Origin of the sequence: Brevibacillus formosus (genome assembly GCF_003013405.1) — a bacterium.
GTDB classification, from domain to species: domain Bacteria; phylum Bacillota; class Bacilli; order Brevibacillales; family Brevibacillaceae; genus Brevibacillus; species Brevibacillus formosus.
On sequence record NZ_PXZL01000007.1, the window covers coordinates 54,791 to 80,043 of the forward strand.

Annotated in this window: 25 protein-coding genes and 1 riboswitch; of the genes, 1 reads left to right on the forward strand and 24 read right to left on the reverse strand. The window is 44.6% G+C overall.

What is annotated here, in order from left to right; translation table 11 throughout:
- Nucleotides 1-7: 7 nt before the first annotated feature.
- Genes fliS through flaG form a run of 3 tightly spaced genes read right to left on the reverse strand, consistent with a single transcriptional unit; the run spans nt 8 to nt 2,267 of the window.
- On the reverse strand, nt 8-385 hold the full coding sequence (fliS, locus tag C7R91_RS07040; RefSeq protein ID WP_047069751.1) for a flagellar export chaperone FliS: 378 nt from the start codon (nt 383-385) through the stop codon (nt 8-10).
- A 15-nt stretch (nt 386-400) separates the two neighbouring features.
- Nucleotides 401-1,909, reverse strand: a complete 1,509-nt coding sequence (fliD, locus tag C7R91_RS07045) for a flagellar filament capping protein FliD (RefSeq protein ID WP_047069752.1) — start codon at nt 1,907-1,909, stop codon at nt 401-403.
- Nucleotides 1,910-1,922: 13 nt separating this feature from the next.
- Nucleotides 1,923-2,267 carry a flagellar protein FlaG gene (gene flaG / locus C7R91_RS07050; protein ID WP_052773392.1) on the reverse strand — a complete coding sequence of 115 codons (345 nt, stop codon included), beginning with the start codon at nt 2,265-2,267 and terminating at the stop codon, nt 1,923-1,925.
- A 152-nt stretch (nt 2,268-2,419) separates the two neighbouring features.
- Between flaG and fliB the strand changes: the two genes are divergently transcribed.
- Nucleotides 2,420-3,661, forward strand: coding sequence for a flagellin lysine-N-methylase (fliB, locus tag C7R91_RS07055; RefSeq protein WP_047069753.1), 1,242 nt, complete (start codon nt 2,420-2,422; stop codon nt 3,659-3,661).
- Between the two features lie 154 nt (nt 3,662-3,815).
- Here the strand turns inward: fliB and C7R91_RS07060 are convergent, their stop codons facing one another.
- The 21 genes from C7R91_RS07060 to C7R91_RS07160 all read right to left on the reverse strand — a co-directional run bounded on the left by C7R91_RS07060 (nt 3,816) and on the right by C7R91_RS07160 (nt 24,554).
- Complete coding sequence (locus tag C7R91_RS07060; RefSeq protein WP_106786177.1) at nt 3,816-4,634, reverse strand: flagellin N-terminal helical domain-containing protein; 819 nt, start codon at nt 4,632-4,634, stop codon at nt 3,816-3,818.
- Between the two features lie 73 nt (nt 4,635-4,707).
- The gene (locus tag C7R91_RS07065) at nt 4,708-5,526 is read right to left on the reverse strand and encodes a flagellin N-terminal helical domain-containing protein (RefSeq protein ID WP_106786178.1); all 819 of its coding nucleotides are present in this window, start codon (nt 5,524-5,526) and stop codon (nt 4,708-4,710) included.
- Nucleotides 5,527-5,701: 175 nt separating this feature from the next.
- On the reverse strand, nt 5,702-5,950 hold the full coding sequence (gene csrA, locus C7R91_RS07070) for a carbon storage regulator CsrA (protein ID WP_047069755.1): 249 nt from the start codon (nt 5,948-5,950) through the stop codon (nt 5,702-5,704).
- Nucleotides 5,951-5,961: 11 nt separating this feature from the next.
- A complete protein-coding gene (fliW, locus tag C7R91_RS07075; protein ID WP_047069756.1) occupies nt 5,962-6,378 on the reverse strand; it encodes a flagellar assembly protein FliW in 417 nt (138 codons plus the stop codon).
- 14 nt (nt 6,379-6,392) lie between these two features.
- Nucleotides 6,393-6,971 carry a DUF6470 family protein gene (locus C7R91_RS07080; protein WP_047069757.1) on the reverse strand — a complete coding sequence of 193 codons (579 nt, stop codon included), beginning with the start codon at nt 6,969-6,971 and terminating at the stop codon, nt 6,393-6,395.
- Between the two features lie 22 nt (nt 6,972-6,993).
- The gene (flgL, locus tag C7R91_RS07085; RefSeq protein WP_047069758.1) at nt 6,994-7,896 is read right to left on the reverse strand and encodes a flagellar hook-associated protein FlgL; all 903 of its coding nucleotides are present in this window, start codon (nt 7,894-7,896) and stop codon (nt 6,994-6,996) included.
- Nucleotides 7,897-7,913: 17 nt separating this feature from the next.
- Entirely contained in the window at nt 7,914-9,401 is a 1,488-nt protein-coding gene (gene flgK, locus C7R91_RS07090; RefSeq protein ID WP_047069759.1) for a flagellar hook-associated protein FlgK, read from the reverse strand.
- A 12-nt stretch (nt 9,402-9,413) separates the two neighbouring features.
- Nucleotides 9,414-9,905 carry a flagellar protein FlgN gene (locus C7R91_RS07095; RefSeq protein WP_047070324.1) on the reverse strand — a complete coding sequence of 164 codons (492 nt, stop codon included), beginning with the start codon at nt 9,903-9,905 and terminating at the stop codon, nt 9,414-9,416.
- A gap of 72 nt (nt 9,906-9,977) precedes the next feature.
- Nucleotides 9,978-10,253 (reverse strand): flagellar biosynthesis anti-sigma factor FlgM, encoded by a 276-nt coding sequence (flgM, locus tag C7R91_RS07100; RefSeq protein WP_016742371.1) that lies wholly within the window; start codon nt 10,251-10,253, stop codon nt 9,978-9,980.
- 110 nt (nt 10,254-10,363) lie between these two features.
- Complete coding sequence (locus tag C7R91_RS07105) at nt 10,364-10,792, reverse strand: TIGR03826 family flagellar region protein (RefSeq protein WP_047069760.1); 429 nt, start codon at nt 10,790-10,792, stop codon at nt 10,364-10,366.
- 87 nt (nt 10,793-10,879) lie between these two features.
- Nucleotides 10,880-11,659 carry a ComF family protein gene (locus tag C7R91_RS07110; RefSeq protein ID WP_047069761.1) on the reverse strand — a complete coding sequence of 260 codons (780 nt, stop codon included), beginning with the start codon at nt 11,657-11,659 and terminating at the stop codon, nt 10,880-10,882.
- Entirely contained in the window at nt 11,656-13,644 is a 1,989-nt protein-coding gene (locus C7R91_RS07115; RefSeq protein WP_047069762.1) for an ATP-dependent helicase ComFA, read from the reverse strand. The genes C7R91_RS07110 and C7R91_RS07115 overlap by 4 nt, the downstream gene beginning before the upstream one ends.
- A 147-nt stretch (nt 13,645-13,791) precedes the next feature.
- On the reverse strand, nt 13,792-14,157 hold the full coding sequence (locus C7R91_RS07120) for a glycosyltransferase family 2 protein (RefSeq protein ID WP_047069763.1): 366 nt from the start codon (nt 14,155-14,157) through the stop codon (nt 13,792-13,794).
- A 70-nt stretch (nt 14,158-14,227) separates the two neighbouring features.
- Entirely contained in the window at nt 14,228-14,935 is a 708-nt protein-coding gene (locus tag C7R91_RS07125) for a response regulator (RefSeq protein WP_047069764.1), read from the reverse strand.
- Nucleotides 14,936-14,968: 33 nt separating this feature from the next.
- Complete coding sequence (locus tag C7R91_RS07130) at nt 14,969-16,111, reverse strand: sensor histidine kinase (RefSeq protein WP_047069765.1); 1,143 nt, start codon at nt 16,109-16,111, stop codon at nt 14,969-14,971.
- Nucleotides 16,108-17,124, reverse strand: coding sequence for a polysaccharide deacetylase family protein (locus tag C7R91_RS07135; RefSeq protein ID WP_047069766.1), 1,017 nt, complete (start codon nt 17,122-17,124; stop codon nt 16,108-16,110). Before C7R91_RS07135 ends, C7R91_RS07130 begins: the two co-directional genes overlap by 4 nt.
- A 149-nt stretch (nt 17,125-17,273) precedes the next feature.
- Complete coding sequence (gene metK, locus C7R91_RS07140) at nt 17,274-18,479, reverse strand: methionine adenosyltransferase (protein WP_047069767.1); 1,206 nt, start codon at nt 18,477-18,479, stop codon at nt 17,274-17,276.
- Between the two features lie 132 nt (nt 18,480-18,611).
- Nucleotides 18,612-18,713: riboswitch (SAM riboswitch) on the reverse strand.
- Nucleotides 18,714-18,774: 61 nt separating this feature from the next.
- Entirely contained in the window at nt 18,775-21,351 is a 2,577-nt protein-coding gene (locus C7R91_RS07145) for a S8 family peptidase (RefSeq protein ID WP_047069768.1), read from the reverse strand.
- Between the two features lie 179 nt (nt 21,352-21,530).
- The gene (locus C7R91_RS07150; protein ID WP_047069769.1) at nt 21,531-22,526 is read right to left on the reverse strand and encodes an SLAP domain-containing protein; all 996 of its coding nucleotides are present in this window, start codon (nt 22,524-22,526) and stop codon (nt 21,531-21,533) included.
- A 41-nt stretch (nt 22,527-22,567) separates the two neighbouring features.
- Nucleotides 22,568-23,515, reverse strand: coding sequence for an SLAP domain-containing protein (locus C7R91_RS07155; protein WP_047069770.1), 948 nt, complete (start codon nt 23,513-23,515; stop codon nt 22,568-22,570).
- 91 nt (nt 23,516-23,606) lie between these two features.
- Nucleotides 23,607-24,554, reverse strand: coding sequence for an accessory Sec system S-layer assembly protein (locus tag C7R91_RS07160; RefSeq protein WP_047069771.1), 948 nt, complete (start codon nt 24,552-24,554; stop codon nt 23,607-23,609).
- Nucleotides 24,555-25,253: the final 699 nt, after the last annotated feature.

Genomic DNA, 25,253 nt, shown 5'->3' on the forward strand with positions numbered 1-25,253 from the left:
AGATACCTTACCCTTGTTTCTTCGCCAAAAGCATGGCTTCTTTCCAAGTGTCTCGGAATTGAATGAACAGGTCTTCTACTTCTAACAGAATATCCACATCCTTACGCATGTTTGCTTCTATTGTCCGTTGAAGCATATATTCGTAGAGTCTGGAGAATTCTTTTGAAATATCATAGTCACTATTTAAAGTAGACATTAACTCGTAAAGGATGTTCTGTACTTTGATCGAGGCTTCATGAGCTTTTGTTACATCTTTGTCCTCAAGAGCTAGCTTTGCCTGTTTAATGAATTTGAGTGCCCCATTATATAACATCAGTGTTAAATCAGCAGGAGTAGCCGTTGTTACTTGATTCGATTGGTACGTTTGAGCAGCATTTTGTAACATCTGCATCACTCCCTATTATCGTTGCCCTAACATTTGTGCAAACCAAGATCCCTGAGATTGAGATTTTGACATTGCTTTTTCCATGGCGGAGAATTGTTTCCAGTAACGATCTTCGATTAATTTTAAACGATCTTCCCAGCGATTGATTTCATCATCTGTTTGCTTTAATTTCTTACTCAAATTACTGTCGTCAAATACACTTCCTGAGGAACCAGCTTGCTCGGTAATTTTATCGATTACTTGTTTCACTTGCCCATACAGACGCTCGGCAATGCCACTTTCATTATACTTCGTAGCAGCGTTACTATTATCACTGTAATTTGTAAATAGCTTGAGGACATCTTCCCCGTTATTACGAATAGATTCCCGCAGCTTTGTTTCGTTAATATAAAGTTTTCCATTTTCTTGATATGCATACTTACCATTTGGAGGTCCACCGATACCTATTTCTGACAAAGTATCCATTGATTTATTAACACTAGCAACCTGTAATGGTGTACTAATTGCTCTTCTTAGCTCATGTAATCCGCTGGTCAAAATTGGGTCACGCAGTAAAATACCACTACGAGCCATATTTTCCATCTTTTCGACTGTCTTTTCAGGTAAAGCTTCTTTTTCTTCATCCAAAAGCGGTTGGTAGCCTTTATATTTTGGTTCAGAAATCTTTTTGTTAATAGTTTCAATGATGGCATTGTACTTGTCTACAAAATCTTTAATCATGGTGTATACAGCATCTTCGTCAGTTTTTGTATTAATAACTACCGGGGCACCAACGTTAACCTGCTTTAAATTAATTTCCATGCCATCAAAAGTTAACGAATTTGTAGGAGAGGTGTACTCTACACCATTAATTTTAAATTTTGCCGGAGTCCCTGCCGTCCCTGGAGTAGATGTTGTAGAACTTCCGATGTTCAAATTGTTCACAGTAGATGCTTCAACTTTAAACTGTTTGCCATCTTCTGAAGTAAGAACCAGTTTATTGTTAAAGAAACTGGCTTTCACACCTGTATTCGTATTGTTAATTTTAGCTATGACATTCTCTAAGGTGTCTGTCGCAGATACTGATATTGGTATACCAGCAGCATCATTTGTATCTACCGTACCATCACCATTCGTATCTTTACCAACAGTGATTGTAAAATCTGTACCGCCAATAGGACTTTTAGGATCTGTTACTCCTGTGCTAAATTCCGTCCTTGAAGGAGTTCCCGCTTTTGCTAAGTCCTGAACCTCTATTGTATAGGATGAGAGTGTTGGTTTACCTACTACCTTGGCAGTGGCAACACTATCATTTTCTGAGGCCGCAACTTTTTTGTTGAAGCTACTGGTCATTCGGAGATTCTTCAGTGAATTCTGCATGTCTGCAAAAAGAGTATTCATATCACGATAAGCATCTCGTTTCCACTCTGTTGAATATTTATTTCGTTGTAAACGATTAACTGGCTCACGTTGAGCTTTCATCAAATCTTTAATCATCTTCTCTGTATCCATTCCAGAAGCCATACCACTAATCCGTATTCCCATTTATTTCTACCTCCTATCTTTTTTCGTCCACGAGCAGACCGATCATTTCATGCATTTTTGCAACCATATCCATCATTTTCTTTGATGGTATTTCGCGGATAACCTCATTCGTTTGATCGTTAATAACCTGTACATAGTACTCATTTAGATCTTCATGTAAGGTGAATTTAACATGGGTATTCGTAGATTGTAGCCATTTGTTTAGGCCGGCAATCTCATTCTGTAAATCAGGCTTTGTTTGTAGATTCAGTTCCGCTTGATTGTTCGTGTTGTTCTGCTCGCTTGTAGCACTTGTTCCCGGTCCCTGTCTCATGTTATTCTTCTGTCCTGGTAATGAATGAACAGAGGATATCTCCATTTTATTCACTCCTCAATAGCGATCTTATTCTATATATCGGTAAGAATACGATTGAGTTTTATTTTTTCTTTGGATTATTGTTATTAAACTTACTTTTTTGTCCGCTTTAGCCGATAAAACTATATATCCTTTTTTAGGCGAGGAGAGATAACATGAGCAAGAAAATGCACCAAGCCCTTGTACCCCAATATATGAAAAACTTTCAGTGTATTGGTTCGTTCTGTGAAGACACATGCTGTCAAGGCTGGACAGTTGTTATTGATAAAAAAACTTATAAACGTTATAAGAATATACGGGACAAAGAATTCGTCCCGATCATTAACGATCACATAACGCGCTTACGAAATGAGTCAAGTGATCTTAACTATGCTAAAATTAAAATGGATAATAAAAACGCATGCCCTTTTTTAAATACTGAAAAATTATGTTCTTTTCAATTGAATTTAGGGGAAAACTATTTATCTAGTGTTTGCTCAACCTATCCTCGGACTCTTAATATGATTAACGGATCTTTAGAACAATCTGCTACACTTTCGTGCCCAGAAGCAGCGAGGCATGCTTTGCTGAATCCAGAGGTTATGCAATTTGACGAAATAGAACTTGAACTAGATTCTAAGACCATTGTAGGAAAAACGCTAGAAATAGAAAATGCTAATCTACCACAATATTACTTTTGGAATTTACGTATTTTTAGCATAGAGATACTACAAAATAGAGATTACTCTATCCCTGAGCGCTTATTACTTCTAGGAACATTCTATGAAAAGGTTCAAACCTTAATTGATCAGAATGAGCTTGTACAACTTCCTCAATTCATTGAATCATATAAGACTATTGTAAAAAATGAAACTTTAAAAGAAACAATACAAGCCATACCAACCTCTTATGAGATACAATTTAAACTCGTTAAATATATGATGGACATGCGTGTGCTATTAGGAGTTAATAGCCAATCTTATCTTGAGTGTGTTCAAGATACTTTAGATGGCCTTTCGTTTACTGAGGAAGATTCTAATAATGAAGAACTCATTCAAAAATATAAGCATGCTTCTGAATCATACTACCTGCCATTCATTACGAAGCATGAGTATTTACTGGAACATTATCTTGTAAACTATGTGTACAAAAATCTTTTTCCGTTCCAAACTACTGGCCAAAATTTATTTGATGAGTTCTCTCGGCTCGTGCTACATTTTTCAATGATCAAGCTTCATCTAATCGGTATGACAAGCCATTACAAAGAAAACTTCACTGTAGATCATGTCGTTAAACTAATCTATTCTTTTGCCAGAGCAATTGAACACACTCCTATCTACCTATATAAAATATCTAAAAATTTGCGCGAGAAAGAACTAGGTTCTCTTGCACACTTGGCCATTCTAATAAAAAATTAGCCCTTACTTCCAATTAATAATAGCAACCATTAAGTCTCTCACTGACTGTACTATGTGATGAGACTTTTTTTATTCTTATTTGGTTTTCTCTAACATACAAAGAAAGCTGTCGAATGAATTCGACAGCTTTGTAATGGAAAGTACTTTGAAGTTATTAACGGAGCAATTGCAGAACTCCTTGTGGCAGTTGGTTCGCTTGAGCAAGCATTGCTTGGGAAGCTTGAGTCAAGATGTTGTTCTTTGTGAAAGCCATTTGCTCTTTCGCCATATCTACGTCACGGATACGGGATTCAGCAGCTGTCAGGTTTTCAGAAGTGATGTTCAGGTTGTTAATGGTGTTTTCCAAACGGTTTTGGTTTGCACCGAGATAAGAGCGCGCTGCACTCACTTTATTAATTTGAGCTTCTACATCAGCCAATGTAGTCAATGCGTTTGCTTGGGTATCAACTTTATAGGCATTAACTGCAGTGTCTACATCAGTCAACTTGAAGCTATCCACTTTCAAAGTCAGCTTTTGAGTGCTTTCTTGACCGATCTGCAAGTCGATGTCTGTACCGCCTTTAAGCAAATCAATACCGTTGAATTTTGTATTGTCTTTAATATTTGATACTTCATTTGCCAGTTCATCCAATTCTTCTTGCATACGCGCACGGTCGTTAGTGCTGTCATAAGTACCGTTCGCAGATTGAGTAGCCAGTTCTTTTACACGAACAAGCATGTTATTTACTGTTTGCAGAGCACCCTCCGCTACTTGAATCAAGGAGATACCGTCTTGGGAGTTGCGGGAAGCTTGCTCCATACCACGGATTTGTGCACGCATACGCTCGGAGATAGAGAGACCTGCTGCATCGTCAGCTGCACGGTTGATACGGTAGCCGGAAGACAGTTTCTCTACGTTTTTCGCCAGGCTGCCTGTGTTTACACCCAATTGGCGATGTGTATTCATTGCGGAAATATTGTGGTTGATAATCATGTTTTTTCCTCCTTGAGTTGTTTACAGCCACGTCCCTGTAGCTGATCAGGAATTATGACAATATGTTAGCTACTTAGCGAAGCAATTGCAGAACGCCTTGTGGCAGTTGGTTCGCTTGAGCAAGCATTGCTTGAGAAGCTTGAGTCAAGATGTTGTTCTTTGTGAAAGCCATTTGCTCTTTCGCCATATCTACGTCACGGATACGGGATTCAGCAGCTGTCAGGTTTTCAGAAGTGATGTTCAGGTTGTTAATGGTGTTTTCCAAACGGTTTTGGTTTGCACCGAGATAAGAGCGCGCTGCACTGACTTTATTAATTTGAGCTTCTACATCACCCAATGTAGTCAATGCGTTTGCTTGGGTATCAACTTTATAGGCATTAACTGCAGTGTCTACATCAGTCAACTTGAAGCTATCCACTTTCAAAGTCAGCTTTTGAGTGCTTTCTTGACCGATCTGCAAGTCGATGTCTGTACCGCCTTTAAGCAAATCAATACCGTTGAATTTTGTATTGTCTTTAATGTTTGATACTTCATTTGCCAGTTCATCCAATTCTTCTTGCATACGCGCACGGTCGTTAGTGCTGTCATAAGTACCGTTCGCAGATTGAGTAGCCAGTTCTTTTATACGAACAAGCATGTTATTTACTGTTTGCAGAGCACCCTCCGCTACTTGAATCAAGGAGATACCGTCTTGGGAGTTGCGGGAAGCTTGCTCCATACCACGGATTTGTGCACGCATACGCTCGGAGATGGAGAGACCTGCTGCATCGTCAGCTGCACGGTTGATGCGGTAGCCGGAAGACAGTTTCTCAACGTTTTTCGCCAAGCTGCCAGTGTTTACACCCAATTGACGGTGTGTATTCATTGCGGAAATATTGTGATTGATAATCATGGTTTTTCCTCCTTGAGTTGTTGACAGCCACGTCCCTGTAGCTGTTCCATAAATTTGAGACGCGTCACAATCGCGCGATTTGCGACTTTGTCCCTACAATTCTATTATCGGATTATAACTTTCAGGTTTTTAGTACTTATTTTATTTTTTTCTACAAAAAATAAAAAAGATGGATCTATTGACCATCTTTTAATTCTAACTTAGTTTGGAGTAGTTGTTTTAGGGCAGACCAATCATTTTGACTCTTGGTAGCAAGACGATTTTCTTCCTGAATAGCATCAAATATTTCTTTGCGATAGACGTCCAAATTTCGAGGCGCTTCTATCCCAATACGTACCTGATCGCCATCCACAGAAATAATTTTAATTTCGATGGTGTCACCGATCATGATTGATTCATTTTTCTTTCGAGAAAGGACCAACATGTAAACACCACCTACTTGTTTTCCGTAGCTGGTTGCTCGATCAACTGCTGACGGATAGAATATGAATCTTCCTGTAAAATAACCTGCCTACCCATCCGATTCGATAGATTGACTACAATTGGAGCTTTTAAATTTACCGTCGTCTGGTTATTTTCTCGTATCGTTACGATTGAGAAAACAGCCACCGGAGACGCTTCATTTATTCTTAAAGCTTCTTTTGTTACAGATGATAGCGAAAATTCATAGGAAGGAAAGAACACAAATGGATCTACTACCCAAAACCCAACATCCTTTTCTTCTGTAGACTGAATTAAAAAGAACGGGCTCTCCTCTTCCTGCATCAACTGGAAAAACTGCAAATGAGAAAATCCAGGGATCCCATCTTCAAAAAACAACTTGCCCAATTCCACTTTTTGACTCGTGTTCATATTCTCCCCCTCACTTACATTGTTCTATCCAGTTGACTACCCACCACATCTATTTTGAGACTATTATATTGTATCATATACGGTTCCACTTTACCTGGTGTATAGGAAAGCTCTGGAGGACTCAACACTGGATGCATACTCATGCCGTTACGCTTTACGTTAATAACTGCAGGTTTTGCCTGGATGCTTACGTCGACTCCCTCATCTAAAGATGCCGCTGGAGGGGTATACCCACCCTCCAAAGCACGCAGCCCTTTCTCTCTTCCAATGTTAGCGATGGCATTTTCTCTCGTGTGAATCTTCATTAAACGGTCGCCCTCTTGACTCTTCTCCGCAATCGCCTGTAACCACTCTTGTCGCCCGTAAGATGCATTACTATCACTAAACTGCATGGGCGTCATGATCCCAATGTTGGCTCTAGCCTGACTAGAATCAATTTGTAACTCCGTTCTTCCCTGCTCAATCGAGATACTAGCCGCTTCTTGACGTAGGTTCATCTCTGCCTTTGGCTGCTTTATTTCCTGAATAGGTTTCTTGATATCTAGACCTATCCGGGCAAAGGTACTCTCCATCCGAATTTGCTGAATCTGCATTTAGCTTCCCCCTTTACAATTCCTAGCGAAGGAAGTCTAGCAATGTTGGCTGAATAATGCGTGCTCCCGATCCTAGCGCCGCTGAATGAACACTTTCTTGCGTTTTTAAATCCGTCATTACTTCTGCCATGTTGGCATCTTCATTTCTTGACATTAAATCAGAAATACTTACTTCTTGCGTCTTCAATCTTTCGGCAATTAATTCAACCCGATTTACATTTGCACCAAGCGATGCGCGTTCCGCAAGAAGTTTATCAAATTGTTGGTCTGCTTTTTGCTGAAATTGTGCGGCGCTTCTTCCATTACTAAGTTCAGTAATGATGTTATCCAACAACTTAAACATATTGTTTGCGTTATCAGGAAAATTAAATATGTTCTGCGCGTTTACGTTTGAGGTCACAAAGACATTTTGACTTACCTCTAGATTTATCAGCGAACTGTTGGTATTAACAAAATCTCCTTTCCCACCATTTGCTGCTGCATCATACGGAGCTTTGTTTGTATCAGTACCTGCAAAAATATACTTTCCATTTATTTGTTGGTTAGCAAGTGTTCCCAAGTGGTTCTTCAATTCCTGAACCTCTGAAGCCATTGTTTTTAAATCCTCTGGCGATATAGCTCCATCGCCAGAATAGATTAAAAGCTCTTTGATCCGCTTCATAACGTTCCCAACTTCGTCCATCGTACTATCGGTCATATCTAACCAAGATTTTGCCTCATCCACATTACGTGTATATTGTTCATTCTCCATCAGCGATGACCGATAAAACATACCACGTGCTGCTACAACAGGATCATCAGAAGGTTTTGCAATCTTCTGGCCAGATGCTAATTGATCCTGCAGCTTATCCATGTTACGCATGGAATTGTGCAAATTCCGTAGCATATTACTATTCAGCATGTTCTGCGTTACGCGTACCGCCATAATCTATACCCTCCTAATTAGAGACCAACCCGGCCCATGCCATTGATGACTTTATCCAAAACTTCGTCCATGCTTGTCATGACACGTGCAGATGCGCTGTATGCATGTTGATACTTCACCATTTCTGCCATCTCATCATCGATAGAAACACCTGATACAGATTGTCGCTGGTTGTCAACAGTGCCAACGAGCATTTCGGAGTTCAATTGATTACGCTTTGCTTCCTGGGCATCGACACCCAATTGACTGATCGTATAACGGTAGTAGTTATCCAACGTTGAGCTTTCTGCCAAGTCATTCGGACCCGTACCCGCAGTCAATACCTTGAACTTAATCGAAGCAATGGCGAGAGCGCTCTTGTTATTCCCTACAGGAGTGCTACCTGCTTCTTCTTGTGCCGCCGCGATCGCATCTAAGCTCTTCATGATCTCTGGGTTAATAGCGAGGCTGGATGCACCTTTCGGATAATCTTTTGTAGCTGGATTAGCAGCCAGTGAATTCGCATCCACAAAGAACGGAAGATCCTGTACAGTGCCATTGTTAATATCACTCAAGCTTCGTCCTGCCCGATGCAGATCGTTGATTTCCTTCGTCAGATTCACCGCCAAAACATCCAAGCGTTTCAGCATATTCGGAACGATCTGGTCACGAGATTGGAACGTTCCTGCCATATAGCCGGTTGTCGGCACAAACGCCGCTCCGCCCAACGTCATGTCACTCAGGCCCGTAGCTGGATTCTGTACAGTAGCTACCGGCTGCGATGTAATTCCAGTAACAAACTCACGACCTTCAATGGTCACGTTAACCATACCAGCCGTTGATTGAGTTGTACGGACCTCCACCAGCTTGGAGAGCTTGTCCAAAAGCACGTCACGTTGGTCATAGAGATCGTTTGGCTGATAGCCATGCGGTACAACGTTTGCAATCTGATTGTTCAAGTTAGCAATCTGTTGGCCCAAGGAATTGATCTCCATCGCCTTTACATTGACCACGTTATTGAGATCAGTTTGTACTTCCTTAATATGATTGGTCAGCGTATTAAACGTATCCGCTACTGCCTTGCTTCGTTCCCGAACAACCGCACGAGCTGATGTATCAGTAGGGTCCTTGGCCAAGTCCTGCCATGCTTGCCACATTTGGTCCATAACCTTTTGCAAACCAGTGTCAGACGGCTCGTTCATGATGCCTTCCAATTTCTCCAACGTTTCCAAACGACCATCCCAATACCCTTGACGCTTATGCTCATTCCGGTACTGAATATCCAAAAACTCTTCCCGCAGACGCTGAATGCTAGTAGCTTGAACCCCTGTCCCGAGCAATCCTGGCTCGATACTCGCTTGCATCCCTACATAAGGCAAGCCCGTCGTAGCCTGCATATTCACACGCTGGCGGCTGTAACCTTCCGTATTCGCATTGGAGATATTATGTCCCGTTGTATTTAGCGCGGATTGTTGAGCGAACAAGCCGCGTTTGCTGACTTCAATTCCATGAAAAGTAGAGCGCATTTCGACACCTCTTTACGCTTTTTTGTTGAAAAAAGTTCGATTAGCCTGACGATACGTATCCGAGGTCGGCCTTCCGTAGATGTAGTCGTCCTCGGGCGTATCCGTGATCAGGTCGAGCGTCATGTTGACAAAAGAAAGGGATTGCTCCAGTAACTGCTGATTCAAGTCGTTAGCATCGCGCAGTTCAGTCACAATCCGGCTTAGCTCATTACGACAGGAGGTGAGTCGCATCTTCTCTTCCGCACTGGTCGTCAACTTGATCAATTCAGCCAGTGTGCCTTCTTGCAGCGCAAAGCCCTTCTGTGCTGTCAGTTCTTTTACGACTTGCTGGCGGGCTGCTTCAGCTTCTGTGACACCCTTGATCAGTTTTTGCTCCTGGCGTGTTATGGCTACCAGTTCATCCACATTCCCTTTTACCAGCACTTCTTTCTTGTGCGTAGCTAAGGTGTACAAGGCTTTGTGCAACTGGATCAAGTTGTCGAGCAGATCGTAGAGTCTATTCATTCCTTGCTTCTCCTCATCTTCCATCGAAAACTATTCAAAGAGGCCGTTCAAAAAGCCCTCTTCAGATCTGTGTTACAGCTTTTTCCAAAAGGACAGGAGCTTATCAGCGATCCGCTCACTTGAGACGTGATATTTTCCTTCCTCCACTTGCTTCTTCAACTGCTCCACTTTTTCCCGACGTTGCGGAGAGTTGACATCTTCTACTTGCTTTTGCATTTCCAGCGCTTCAGTGGAAATGTTTACTTCATCCTTGCCCATCGGGATTTTGCCGCTTTTGCCTACCTGGTTGTTGCCTGTTTTGTTGTAAGCATTGATCATCCCGACACGGTTAGGTTCATTAATCCGCATCTGATTACCATCCTCTCATACCAACGGTCTTTTCATAGAAAAAACCGATGACACCTCTTAGTAGTATCATCGGCAAATTCATCATGTACGATTAGTTTTTTTGAACAAAACTATTCGTCACTATTCTGCTTTCTTCGATAAGCTGCCTGAGCCAGATCGGCGCGTTGGAATTCCTCCAATCGTTGCTCTACCTCGATTTGTTGCGTGATTTCATGCTTCAAGCCTTTTAGACAAGATTCGCAAATGTTGCCCGCTCGAATCAAAAAACCGCAGCGCTCACATGGATAGCCAAGGTTGGGACTTCCAGCAACCGAAATGCGCCCTTCTTTGATAAACTTCGTGATTTGCTTCACGCTCACGCCAGTGGCTTCGCTTACCTGGTGAATATTCGATCCGCGATTTTCGCGCTTGCGCAAAAACTGGGCGCATGCCTCATATTCTTGTTCAACTTCTTTATAGCATTTGGGGCAAATGTCACGGACTGCTTGTACAAATACAGCATCACACCGCGAGCAGTTTGCCAACTTGCCCATAGACATATCGGACAACCCCTTTTCCGTTCAGAAAGTTCATACGGTTCCACATCCGTTGTATGCCTACATCATAGCTTAATTTTTCAAAACTGGCTATCGGTATATTGTCAAGGAATATATTTCACAGCTTGACCCCAAATGTTCTCTGATTGTCCGCGCGCACGAACGAAGCGTCGAACCAGTCGTATAAATATCGTCAAGGAGCAGGATTTTAGAAGCAGAGGGCATATCTTGGCCATCCCACACAAAAGCTTCACGCATGTTTTCGTGACGTGCTGCACGCCCTTTTTGCTTGCTCAGCTTCGGGGTGTCCTTCGTTCGGAGAAGCAACGGTTTGACAGGAATTTTGATTGCTGCTCCTAAATGGCGAGCCAGCAAGTCAACTTGATTGAATCCGCGTTCCCACAATCGTTGCGGATGTAGGGGAACCGTGGTAATACAGGTAAACCCCATACACCTGTAATAACGCTGAACGGTAATGGCGAGAAGCGTACCGTAGTATGAAGCCAGCCGTTCGTCACCGCGATATTTAAACAATCCGAGCAAATCCCTCTCTCCCTTTTCATAGCGAAGCAAACTCCGATTTGCCACCAAATTCTCACTATCTTTTCCATGAACACAATCCCTGCATAACCCTACGTTATTGATGCCAGCCTGCAGCTCCCTATCTCGCCCGCACCGTTGGCATATATCATGCCCAATCAATGGCAAAGCATCAAGGCAAACTCCACACAACACAATCCCTTTTACCATGCGATAGATGACCGGATAGCCCGCCTGATCCGATAGCTGTCGCGCTTTTTCTCGAGCGACCGACTCCTTTTGGAATGCTACGATAAGCCCACCACAACGGACACACATCCCACTGGTCATGAAAGACCTCTTTGTTCTGTGAGCTTTTGAGCCAAGCAGTTCATCTGCGAAATCTGTCTGACAGCCCGCTTTGGAGAAGTAGATCGTTCTGCTTGCAAAAATAGAACGCTACCCGACGTATCATCAACGGATCGTCCTACTCGCCCTGCTATCTGAACCAATGACGCCTCGTCAAAAACGGGTGCCTCCGCACCTACCACTACTACGTCACTTTTCGGTATGGTCACGCCCCGCTCCAGAATCGTTGTCGTCACCATGACGGTATACCGTTTTTCTCGAAATGCGAGTACTTTCTCCTCCCGCATAGGGTCTGCCGCGTGGACTCCTGCCATCTCCCCTGCGTGAGCAGGAAGCCACTTTTGAAGGTATGATAGCACCCTGTCAATTTCATCGACGCGAGGGACAAAAACAAATACTTGCCGTTCTTCATTCAAGGAATTGTTCACCGTGTCTATTAGTGGCGCCACGATTCGATTCGTCTGAACGCGCTTATGTAAGCCTTGTACCGTGAGAATCTTGGGCACAGGAAGCGCAGCTCCATGATAGCGCCCAGGCAACAGAACATGCGTATCAGAGAATAGCGGAATCGCGCCAGACGAGCCTAAGTTTGAGCGCCCTTTTCTAACGAGCCGCTTTTGTAAATATCCCGGAGGAGTCGCGCTTAAATAGAGGAGCTTCCCATTCTTTTTCACTGCTCTGGATAGAGCGCGATACAAAATAGGATCATTATGATAAGGGAACGCGTCGGCCTCGTCGAGAACCACCAGCAAAAAACGCCGATGGTAGCGCATAACTTGATGCGTAGTCGCAATCGTGATGTCACTCTCCTCCCACTTTTCCGAGCTCGAACCGTGGACGGCAATCACTTTAGCCCCTGGAAAGACTCGCTTAATACGCGGAGCCAGCTCCAACACGACGTCTTTTCGAGGTGTCGCAATCAGAACGCGACCGCCAGCAGCAAGTGCCTCTGTAACAGACGGGAATAACAATTCTGTTTTGCCCGCTCCACAAACTGCCCAAATCAAATACTCCGATAGCCCTGGTCTCGGATTGGCTACAAAGCAACGCGCTCGCTCAGCTGCCCGCGATTGATCTGCCGAATACTTTCCCGCCCACTCCAATCTCGCCACGTTTTCCAAGTGTTCTGCGCTACGGATAAGGGATGCCCCTACATCCATTAAAAAATACGGCGTGCAACACTTACTCCTGCCCATCCCTAAACAAGCTGTGCAATAAGCGCAGCCTTGCTCACACGTATGACAATACGTAAGCTCCACCTTCGCTCCTGCACTTCCACAGCGTTCACAGACCAACTCCAGCCTATTGCGCCACCATCCTTTTGTGACCGAAAAACGAATGCCAGGTCGCCACTCCGCTTTGTTTGCAAGCACGAATGAATGCAAAATGGCTGACAAATCATGCACGTCCACCCCTCGCTTATTCAGCAAGGCCTCCACTTCCTCCCAAAGGAGCGCACGCCCGTCCAAAATCTCGCACAAAACAGCTTCTTGTGAATTCTCGTGCGATGAGCTCCTTCCAAGAAGTTCGCGACCACCTGAATAGCCCACCCGAGTACCCGGCAATTTCTCCGATTCTTTGCCACCTTGATACGGAACTTCCACACTCTCCTCAACCGGTTCCCAAGAAAACCACCCATGCTTTCGGCGGTCCTGTACACTCATTACTTCCCGTCCATATAAGCTGCTCGCTTCGCACACGCTACTTACCGCCAGCGCTCTCAACTCTTTTACATATCCATCCGTCAGCGCCCGCCCTTTACCGACTTGATCCATCACATACCCGTTCACCTTTGCACGCAAGGAAAAAGCCAGGGCAAGCGATGACGTCTTCCCGATGACATGCAGGACACAGCCTTCTCTCTCCTGCCAAAAAGAACGATCTACAGAAAAGCTCGGCGTAATATAAGTCTGCACCTGTGGTATTGATCCGCCGCAAGCTTTGATATACAGCAAATACTCACGCATACGCTCACTCCTCCGCCCTTGCTCTTAGTGTGCAAAAAGACAGACTGGTCCAGCAAATAAATTTCACAACCAAAATCAGGTCGTAGAAAAATAAAAAAGCTGCCGATCTATTGTCGACAGCTCGTAATATTTACGCTCAGTAACCTTTTATGCTCCCTCTTTATTCTCCCGCAGATCAATGACGATGGTTCCAGCCGCAATCTCCTCCTGTACGTCTCCCAAGCAATAACCGTACGGATAACGATTCAAGACGGCTGTCATCTGTTTCGTATCATCGTCAGATCCATCATCTATCAAGGTAATTCGGATCGGTCTGCCACTCCAATACGAGCGAAACAGCAGACTCCGCACTACACGTTCCAGCACCTGTTCCGAATTGCGCACCAGCAACCGATAATGCTCATGCGGGAGCTCGCTCGCGCTATCTGTCCGATTGGTCCAGCGCTCCGCGATCATTACCAACAAAGAGGAGCAGCCAAATGCTGCCAAAAGCCATACAATCAGCTCTTCCATCACGGTCATACCTCCTCCTATATCAAGGTATGCCGCATGGCTTGAACAGAGTGCAAATAGGAAGCGCTTCCTACAATTTCACCCAGCCGTTTTTAATGGAGATGACAACAGCTTGTGTCCGGTCTTGAACATTAAGCTTTTGCAAAATGCTGCTAACGTGATTTTTAACCGTCTTTTCACTAATAAACAAGAATTCCCCAATGGCACGATTGCTTTTCCCTTCTGCCATCAGCTGCAATACTTCCCGCTCGCGACGGGTAAGTGATTCGATCACTTTTGGATCGATGGCTTGCGATTCATCTACGGAGAAGCTACGCTCTGCCGTCCCTTCCTGCTCGCTCAGACGTCGGAATTCTTCAATCAGCTTGCCCGTCACCTTCGGATGTATGTATGCACCACCACTCGCCACTACACGCACAGCGTCAACGAGGTCTGACGTTCCCATTTCCTTCAGCAAGTATCCAGACGCTCCAGAGCGGAGTGTACGATACACATATCCCTCATCATCATGAATCGAGAGCATAATCACACGAGTAGAAGGGCTTACTGAAATCACATTTTCTGCAGCAGAAACGCCATTTATGTTCGGCATGTTAATATCCATCAACAAGACATCCGGCTTGTGCTCTTCCGCCAATACTGTGGCTTCTCCTCCGTCCGCACCTTCCCCGACGACCTTGAAATCTTCTTCCATTTCCAATATTCGCTTTACGCCCTCGCGGAATAATTGATGGTCATCCACAATTACGATGCGGAGTTCTTGCTGTCTCTTATCCATGGTTCATCCCCCAGTACTTATTTACGTATCACGTCACAATTTTATCGGTATTTGGAATATAACCTTGGTTCCCTCTCCCGGAGCGGATTGCAGCTCGACACTGCCTTCTAAGAGCTGTACACGCTCACGCATTCCCAAGAGTCCAAAAGAGTTGCCATTCGCCATGCGTTTTTCCAGATCGAATCCGACCCCATCGTCTTTGACAACAAGACTTAACGAATCTTGTACAAATTCCAGCTTCACCTGTACGGTCGTAGCGCCTGCATGCTTCTCCACATTGTTCAGACATTCCTGAACCAAACGGAAGATCGCAGCCTTTACTGAACTGCGCAAAGGAGGCTCCACACCAAATACTACCAGATCAATGGAAGACTGAATACGCTCTTCGCACGTTTGAATATATTTTTGCAAGGTAGGTACTAGCCCTAAGTCATCTAATGCCATTGGACGCAAATCAAAAATAATACGTCGAACATCCGCCAAGCTCAAGCGTACCATTTCTTTCAGCTCGTGCAGTTCCATTTGCGCTTCCAAAATGCGCTCGTTCTTCAACATGCGTTCTACAATTTCCGAACGCAGCACGACATTCGCCATCGATTGAGCTGGGCCGTCGTGAATCTCGCGCGCGACACGCTTGCGCTCTTCTTCCTGAGCCTGGATTACCTTTAGGCCCATCAGCTGATGCTGCTTAGCCGATTCCAGCGCCTCGCCTATCTTGCTTAAGTCACCCGTCAAGTAACCAAGCACGACACCCATTTGAGAAACCAGCTTTTCTGCACGGACGATAGTTTCTTCCAAGGTACGCAGTTGGCGCTCCAAATCATTTCTTCTGCGCTTCAAGTTGTTTTCCCGCTCGCGGTAAATGGACAGTTCTACCTGAATACGGCTGGCCTCTTCATACGCAACCCGAATGTCTTCCTCCGTGTACATATGAAAATTACGACTGACCAAGACGAGCTTGTTGCGCGATTTGCGATACGCAAGTTCAAGCGCATCGACTTTTTGAATCACTTTGGAAATCTCTTGTCGAAGTTCATGTAAATCAAACTTCAATGAATTGCCATGCTGTCTGGCGTTTTCAGCTATATCAAATATTTGGGTTTTACTCGTTTCTACGGTTTCAATCGTTCTCTTGATCACCCCGTCCAGCACGCTGATGTCTATCGCTTTGTTCATGATTGCTCTCCTTCAAACTCATTTTTAGCCTTCGTGAACAACTGTTGGAGGTGCTCTTCTTCTACATCTCGCAGTCCCATGTCATTGCGCGGAATGGCAAACGGATCTGTTCCTTGTTTGACGAATCCACGATTGGATGTAAATACATAGCGGTAGCCAGCTTGACGAGCTGTCTCCAGTACGATTGGACTTGTGAAGCCAAACGGCAACGAGATGACTTCGATCTCTTTGTTCATCCATTCGCTTAAGCTGACGCGAGATATACTGAAATCCACATAGAGGCGGTCCCTGTACTCTTTCTCGTCCTCTAAACGATGCAAGTCTTTGAGATAGACCGGAGCTGTTTCTGGGCCTAAATCGCCCCATTCATTTCGTTCTTCCTCTTCATGCAGACTGTACGTGTGGGAACCGATTGTAACCAGTCCCGAATAAATCATTTCGTTAACTTGTTGACGCGTAAGTGGTGGCGTCATATTCTCCCGTTTTCGGTCAGCTACATCTCTTAAGCGCCCCGCAATCGCGAAGTTCACTGAAGGGTAGCCGTATGTACGTAAGATCGGAAATGCTTCTTTGTAGTAACTCTCATACCCATCGTCAAACGTAATCAATACAGCATTCTCAGTCGGCAAGGTACCCGTCTCCATAAATCGCAGGAACTCCTCCAACGAAATCGGATTCAGGTCGTTATCATGCAAAAATTTCATGTGTCGGGCAAATTGATCAGGAGCTATGACATACCGCTGATTCGATTGATCCGTAACATGATGGTACGTCAAAACCACAACCTGATTGTTATACCACTTTTTCGTTTGAACCACTGCTTCTTCAATTGGTGTGACGTTTGGCTCAGCATTTTTTGTCTCACTTATGCTTATAGACGTATCCACTTGGGGAAAAGGTTGCACTTCTTGTTTATTCTTTTTTTCCAGAAAAGATTCGCCTAACAACCCAATAGCCACTGCAAAAAACAAAAAAGTAAGAAACACGATCAGGAAGAGCCTTCTGTTCGGCAAAAAAACCCCTCCTCTACTCCTCACTAGGAGATTCGACACAGTCATACAAATTCCTGTGCAACAATTGACCCAATAATTGGATGACTTTGCTCTTGACATAAAAAAGAGCCCAGTAGCAATACCAGGCTCTTTTTATGTCATTCAGTAATTTACAGTTGAGCAGCCTCTTGCTTCAGAACTTCTGCTTTGTCTGTTTGCTCCCAAGGAACATTCAGGTCATTGCGTCCGAAGTGGCCATATGCAGCTGTTTGTTTGTAGATAGGACGACGCAGGTCGAGCTGCTTGATGATACCAGCAGGACGCAGATCGAAGTGCTTGCGAACCAATTTCACCAGATCTTCTTCGGAAATAGTACCTGTACCGAATGTATCTACTGCGATGGAAACTGGTTGTGCTACACCAATTGCGTAAGCAACTTGTACTTCGCATTTGTCTGCGAGGCCAGCAGCCACGATGTTTTTCGCTACATAACGAGCTGCGTAAGCTCCGGAACGGTCCACTTTTGTTGGATCTTTACCGGAGAACGCACCGCCGCCATGACGAGCATAACCGCCGTAAGTATCTACGATGATTTTGCGGCCAGTCAAGCCAGCATCCCCTTGTGGTCCGCCAATTACGAAACGGCCAGTTGGGTTGATGAAGTATTTGGTTTCAGCGTCCAACAGTTCAGCTGGAACAACTGGTTTGATTACGTGTTCAACCAGATCTTGCTTGATTTGCTCCAAAGTTGTTTCAGGAGCATGTTGAGTGGAAATAACGATTGTATCGATACGAACTGGTTTGTCGCCATCGTACTCAACAGTTACTTGTGTTTTTCCGTCAGGACGGAGGTAAGCAAGTGTTCCGTTTTTACGTACTTCAGTCAGACGACGAGCCAATTGGTGGGACATGCTGATCGGAAGTGGCATCAGCTCAGGTGTTTCATTGCAAGCAAAACCAAACATCAAACCTTGGTCACCAGCACCAATCGCTTCGATCTCCGCGTCAGTCATTTTGCCTTCGCGCGCTTCCAATGCTTGGTCTACACCAAGTGCAATGTCAGCGGACTGCTCGCCAATTGCAGTAATAACACCGCAAGTGTCAGCGTCAAAACCAAATTTCGCACGGTCATAACCGATTTCACGAATGGTTTCACGAACGAGCTTTTGGATATCCACATAAGTGTTCGTAGTGATTTCACCTGCTACGAGAACCAAACCAGTAGTTACGGAAGTTTCGCAAGCTACGCGAGCGTTTGGATCTTTGGACAGGATCGCATCCAAGATGGAGTCGGAAATTTGGTCACAAATTTTATCCGGATGTCCTTCAGTTACAGATTCGGATGTAAACAGACGACGACCTTTTTGCAAAGCCATGAGAAAATACCTCCTTTGACCTCATACAAATAGTGTGGTAGCCGAGTTAGGATTTTATCTACGTAAACGCAAATAAAAAACCTTTTCCATTTTTAGGAGGAAAAGGTTTGAGCGTTTTTTGCTTCCTTCATCCTCTTATCGGCCAGAACAGATGTCCGTTCTGCTGGTTAGCACCGCTCAAGATCGGTTGCCGGGCTTCATAGGGCCAGTCCCTCCGCCTGCTCTGGATAAGAGTATCCATTACGGATAATAGAATAATTGTTTTTTTCAGAGATGTCAATAGGAAAAATTTTACTTATAATTGATAGGCTTTGGAAAGTACCACCACTACCTCGGCGCGAGTTGCCCTTCCATTCGGTTTAAAGGAGGAACCGTATCCACTAAGCCATTTTCTAGATGTCAAAGCCTCAATGGCAGGAGAAGCCCAATGACTCGTTGGCACATCCTGATAATTCGAGGTACCACGGTTATACATCAATACATCACGTGCACGCGCGATCATTACCGCCATCTCCGCACGCGATATCGGCTGATCTGGCTTCATTTCATTCTTCGGGTACCCTTTCAATATTCCCAATTGATAAGCTACACCTAGGTTGTGATACGCCCAGTGCCGCTTCGGCATATCCCGGAAGGTCGTTTTTCCTGTGTAGGTAGTCGCTACCTTAGAACCGGTCGCACGCATCGATTTAAGCAGCATCGTCGCAAACTCCGCACGGGTTACTGCCTGATTCGGCTTGAACGACGCATCATTAAATCCATTTACAATATCGCGAGCGCTAAGTCTGACGATCTCTGAGCGCGCCCAGTGGTCCGAAATATCGCGATAGCCCGCTATCAATTTCTGCTGCGTCACCGTGAGCCGGTACGATTCATATTTGAAAGAAGTACCACTATTAAGGCGAACATAATATTTTCCTGGCTGCAAACGCAAACCGAAAATATCGCTTCCTCGATTAGACAGCTCCGCTACCTCATTCGTCGAAGCAATCGCATAGTTCATGTTTCGATCGCTGTAGAGCGCGAAACGAAAGCCGCTATCGACAGGAATGTACGGCGCTCGGAACGTCACATACGATTCACTATTCACAGTAAATTGGAACCAGTCGGAATCAGAAGCTGTCGGTATCGTGCCTGACATCACTGTCCCACCGCTTAACGGAGACGCTTTTTGATAGGTGTCATTCGGCTCATTAAAATCTTTTTTTACCGGCGTGTATCCAAGATCCAGCTGATATTCGCCATTCACCGCATTGCGATTGTACTCACTCACACGGATGTAATATTTGCCTGGTGACACTTCTTTTTGGACGCGTTCTGTCGGATTGTCTTTCGTTCCATTATCGTAGGTAGGGTCCCAGACAACCATCTTTTTGCCGAGCTCTTGTTTACCGATACTCAGCATTAGATCGACACGCTTGTTATCAGGACTAACGGAGACATCCAAATGCCCGTATTCACGAACATAGTAGGAGAACCAATCCTGATCCCCTTCATCGTGAAAATTGCCTGTTACACTGATTTGGTTACCTACGAGCGGCCTTGCGGTTTCTTGTGTATCGTTTGGTTCGTTACGGTCTGGATTGATGGTAAACTTACTCGTGAGCACATAGGTAAAAGAGTTGTTGACCCCTCCGTTACGCATTAACCGGATATTCATTTTTCCCGCCTTGACCGGAACAGTTATCGTATCCCCATTCCCGAAGTACTGCACAATCGGCGGACGATTCTCTGGGTAAAAGGTAGCAGCCATCGCTGAAGAAATACCGGAAGTCACTGTCGCTGTGAAGCTAACCTTACCATCGTAAGGGATGTCCATCTTCAGCCAGTCTATCGTGTCTTTCGGCCCCAAATTTCCACGTATCTGTGACTCGATCGGGAACGCTTTGGCTGAATACGTCTGATTATTCGGCTCTAAAAAGTCATAGGATAAGGCCGTTCGAACTGCCTTGTCGACATTTAACAACCCGTAGCCCGTTTTCCGGTCCCATCCCTTTTCCCCTAAGTCTGTAGCCGTCTGATAAAGCAATTGTCTTACATCAAATGGACTTAGTTTTGGGTGACGAGCTAGTATGAGCGCCGCTGCACCCGCTACTTGTGGTGCCGCAGCTGAAGTACCACTAAAAGAACCGTATTTCCCACCAAGCTTAGTCGTATAAACATTGAAACCGGGCGCTACCAGGTTAAGCTCGGGTCCCGTATTGCTTTGATACAGCACTTCATTGTTACTCCTTACAGCTCCTACCGCTACTACCGTGGGATAAGCTGCCGGATAAGCCACACGGCTACTCTCATTGCCACTTGCTGCAATCAGAACAGCTCCGCTTCTTTCAGCTCGTTGCACAGCATTCGCCAGTTCCTTGGAGTAGGACATACTGCTGAGAGACATCACAATGACTTTGGCACCACGATCCAAGGCAGTATTGATACCCTTCGCAAGAGTCTGCACCGTAGTATCTCCATTTTTAGCCAAAACTTTAATCGGCAATATCTTGGCATTCCACAAAACACCGGATACACCAATGCTATTATTCCCGCTAGCAGCCAGTACACCCGTTACTTCTGTTCCATGTCCATTATCATCCTGGGCAGATCTTCCGGGATTGACCAAATTCACACCCGGCAGAAGATTGTCCTTCAAATCAGGATGCTTATAGTCCGCACCGGAGTCCAGCACCGCGATGATAATCTGCTCATTACTATTTACGACTGACCAAGCTTGATGAGCTCTAATCTGACTTAAATGAAGCTGGTTACTTAAATAGTAGTCATTCGATGCTGGTGGTGCTGCAGCATAGATTGTTTGGTTGTTTGCCATTAATAGCGCGACACTTATCACAGTCGCTACTGACATGTTCACTGATTTTTTCATGTAAAACAGTCCTTCCTTCTCTCCCCTGCAAAATGAGCAGTCTAAAAGGAATTCAGGTATTTATCTTCTCGTCCTAGCATAGCGGATGAAAAGGGAGACATGCAACCCTGATTAGCCAATATTTGGAACGTTATAACAGTACAAAACCCTTTTCACCATGGGCAAAAAGGGTTTTCTCCTTACTGTAACAAACCTTTATTGTCTTCCACTTCAGGTGCTACCTGAGCTTTTTCTTTTTTTCTTTGCTGAGCTTTCGGAATAAAAGCAGTCAGTTCCGCCAGATTTACCTCTTCCTTTTTGATGGAAGAGAACGGAATATCAAATGCCCATATACGATGGCTATTTGCTTCTACCTTCATGTTTTCCAGGGTAAAGTGTACACGTGCTACGGTATCGCCATCCTTATCATGAACGATAATCGGCACTTCAGTAAACTCCAGACGTTTTGCCAGACCGTTACGGAAAGCTACGATGACTTTCAGCCCGTTATCTTCACCTGGCTTGATGTCGAGGACTTGCAAATCTACTTCGCCCTCTACAATCGGAGCCTTCTCTGCTGCCTGCTGCATGTATTGCTTGGACTCATCTGCACTCAGACCCAAATTAAAGTTTTGATTCTCTTCTACTTCGTGCTTTTTCGGTTTGATATAGGCCAGCTTCAGAGGAACCTCTTTTTCAGGAATACGGTCGAACTCATCCCAGCGGAACATGAATTCCATCGGACGGCTGGACATTTCCATCACTGGACCAGATGTGATCAGATCAAAAGTCTTTCTCGCGACTTCCTCTCCATCCTCCGTCACCAAAGACAACGGAAGCTTTTGCAGCAAAATGCTGCGGTCAGTCGCATTGCGAACGTAGGTAAGAACCAAGTATCCATCATTGGTAACCTGTGTGAAGAAAGGAATGATACCTACTTCATTGCGAACAACCGGAGGCATTTCATCATGTGCGTATTGCAAGAGCTCATGCTCCGCTTCGTCCAATTGATCATCCCACGGACCGTTCAACACCAAAAACAATTCCTTGGATTCCACACGGTTCGCAGATTGTTGTGGATTCTCTAATCCGGATACACCCAAATAAAACTCTCTATGAAGATTCTCATGAATATCTTCGCGTACTTGCTCCAAGCTCTCCTTGGAACCAAACCAATTTTCCAATAACCAACTCATAAGTCAACCTCCTCTTTCCCACACCTCAAAAGCATTGCGCTCTATTCTACGTCAAGTGTCCATCTTTTCAGGTCGGCATCAGGCTTTTTCACTAAATTTGGCGGGAATACAATCATCCACGGACGGCTGTAACCCGGCTTCACATTAATGCTGCTTGCGTCCAGTACACCTGATGCTACCAGATCACCATTTGCATCAGCAATCGTCAGCTTGATTTCATCTGGACGATAATCATGGGCCATCCCATTGCGGAAGAGCATCGCTGCTACCAGGTGTCCTTCCTTTGTCATTCCGATGTCAAAACCAGTAACCTGTACCGTATTAATCGGAATCACTGGCAAAGACTGCGTCAACGCTTCCAGACGATCTTTTTGGCGATCAGTCATGCGCTTTTCCATTTCAGGATCGATCTCCAGATTACGAGGCCATACATGCGAATTTCTACCAGCCTTCATTACCACTTTCCAGCGGTTAAAGGTGAAATTATCATGCAGATAGCTCTCTTCCGGGAACAATACCTCCCATGGACGGCTGGTATGCGGAGGAATTGCCCCCATATCTGACAAATCCACCCTGATCCGTGCAAACGCGTTATCATCAAGATAAATCGCTAACCCAACGTTTTTAATCCGCACTGGCTTATTTGTGGAGTTACGGAAGAACATCGCTACCGTCATCCCGTTTGGCTGGGGAATCATACTGAATCCCGTTACGCTGATCATGCCTTTACGCATTTCTGGCAATTCTTCTTGCAAAAAGCGAAGCGTATACTTTTTCTCGGAATCCAGCTCGGCCTCCCAAATCGGGCTTAGAGACAATTCCGTACGAATTTTTTCAACTCCACCTACAGACTCTTCCTGTTGCTCATTGCTTTCCACTTCGACCTCGGTGTTTTTCAACTCAGCGACATCGATAGCAGACTCTTCTTGAATGTCTTTTTTCAGATCCTGTTGATCCTTACCCAGTAAATTCTTCATAAAGGAAAACATAGGCTACCTCCTCACACGTCCGGACACGAACGAAGCTCTCTTATCATGATAAACTTTTTTGACTAGCCCATGCAAATTCCGCTCTCTTGCATTAGGCTCCTTGGGGAACGCTCACTTTCCAACGAGACAAGTCAAGCTCTTCCTTTTGAATGCTCTCTGGCGGGAAAATAAACAGCCACGGCTTGCTTGTATTGGCATTTACAGTCAGGCTTCCTAGTTCAAACAGGCCTTCTGCCACCTTATCCCCGCTCGCATCATAGAGCGCCAGCGGCAACGTTTCGAAGGACAGCGACTGTGTAGAGCCATTGCGAATCAAAAGCATCGCATTCAGAGCACCATTTTCCGATTGACGAATCTGCACGCTCTGTATATTTACTTCTCCCTCGTTTAGAGCAGGGAGCTTCTTCGCTAATTCAATTAAGAACGTTTTTTGCTCATCAGTCATCGCCTTAATCCAAGATTCCTCCAGCTCCAACTGCTGTGGAAGGACCATCTTCTTCTGCGCCATCTCAAAAGCGATCTTCCAATTCATCAAGAGAACATCTAACTGTAAAAAGTGTTCTCTAGCAAATACAAACGCCCATGGCCTTGCAGAGCGCGGCGGAATTTCGCCAAGCGCGCTCAAATCAAAGGATTGGCGTGTAAACAGCTCCTGATCACCAAACAGTACCACCAGTGTCATTTCATTTAGGCGAATCGGTCTGTCCGTACTGTTCCGGACAAATGCCGTCACTTCAATCCCGTCATCATGTGGAACAAGCGCAGTTCCGGCCAAAGAAATATTCCCCGGCTGTAACGGTTCCAGCTCCAGAGCCATGAAAGAGAGCGAATATTTTTCTTGCTCACTAAGCTGGCTCTCCCAAGATTCATGCAGAGAGAGTGTTGTTGTGACGCCAGTTGATTCAACCTGTACCTGTTGTTCTTCCTGATGTGACTGTTCGGTATCAGCAGCGGAAAGGATCGATTCTTCCTGAACCTGCTCTCGCACCTCATTCGTTGTCGGTTTATTCCCCATTAAGTTCTTCAAGAAGGATAACATATCGTCGCTCCCAACTTTTCTCTACATCTATATATAGTAACATTCGTCATCCACTATAGCATAGTGACATCCTTTTGCAACATAGAAAACTTGGCATTCCAAGCAGAAAACAAACAGCTTTTGCAACCTTTTTATTGCCCCATTCGTACTGTTAGTTATGTTAGGATACCCGTACGCAGCAGGGAATGTCAAGGAATGGAAGGATAGACGTCGATAGGAATTCTGTATGACATTTCCATAATGAGTTAAAGTTTACAACCTTGTTTATTATTGATAAAATGTAAGAGTCTAAACAAATAACTTGGGGAAGCATTCATATGCCAATTGACAAGGTCAGTTGGCTCTTTTTTTTATTTGCGGAAAGTGATTCCGACTCTAATATCCGCAAATAGATCAGGACAAATTGAAAAGGCATGAGCCTGATATTATTCTGACCCATACCATGTTGGATAATTTTTTGCAATGATGGTCAAACTTTTGATTGAATCACGTCTTTTTTCATATTTGATTTTTTTAACGAGTTACTCAAATTTATAGCCGGTCTTTCTACGAAATAATACATTAAACACGATACTAATATTGTTACCGCTATAGTCAAAAGACAAATAAGCTAAATAGGAATTATTCCTTGTAGTAAATGAGCCATTGTCATCAGTACAGGCAGATGTATTATTACAGGCTATAGTATATTTTCCCCAA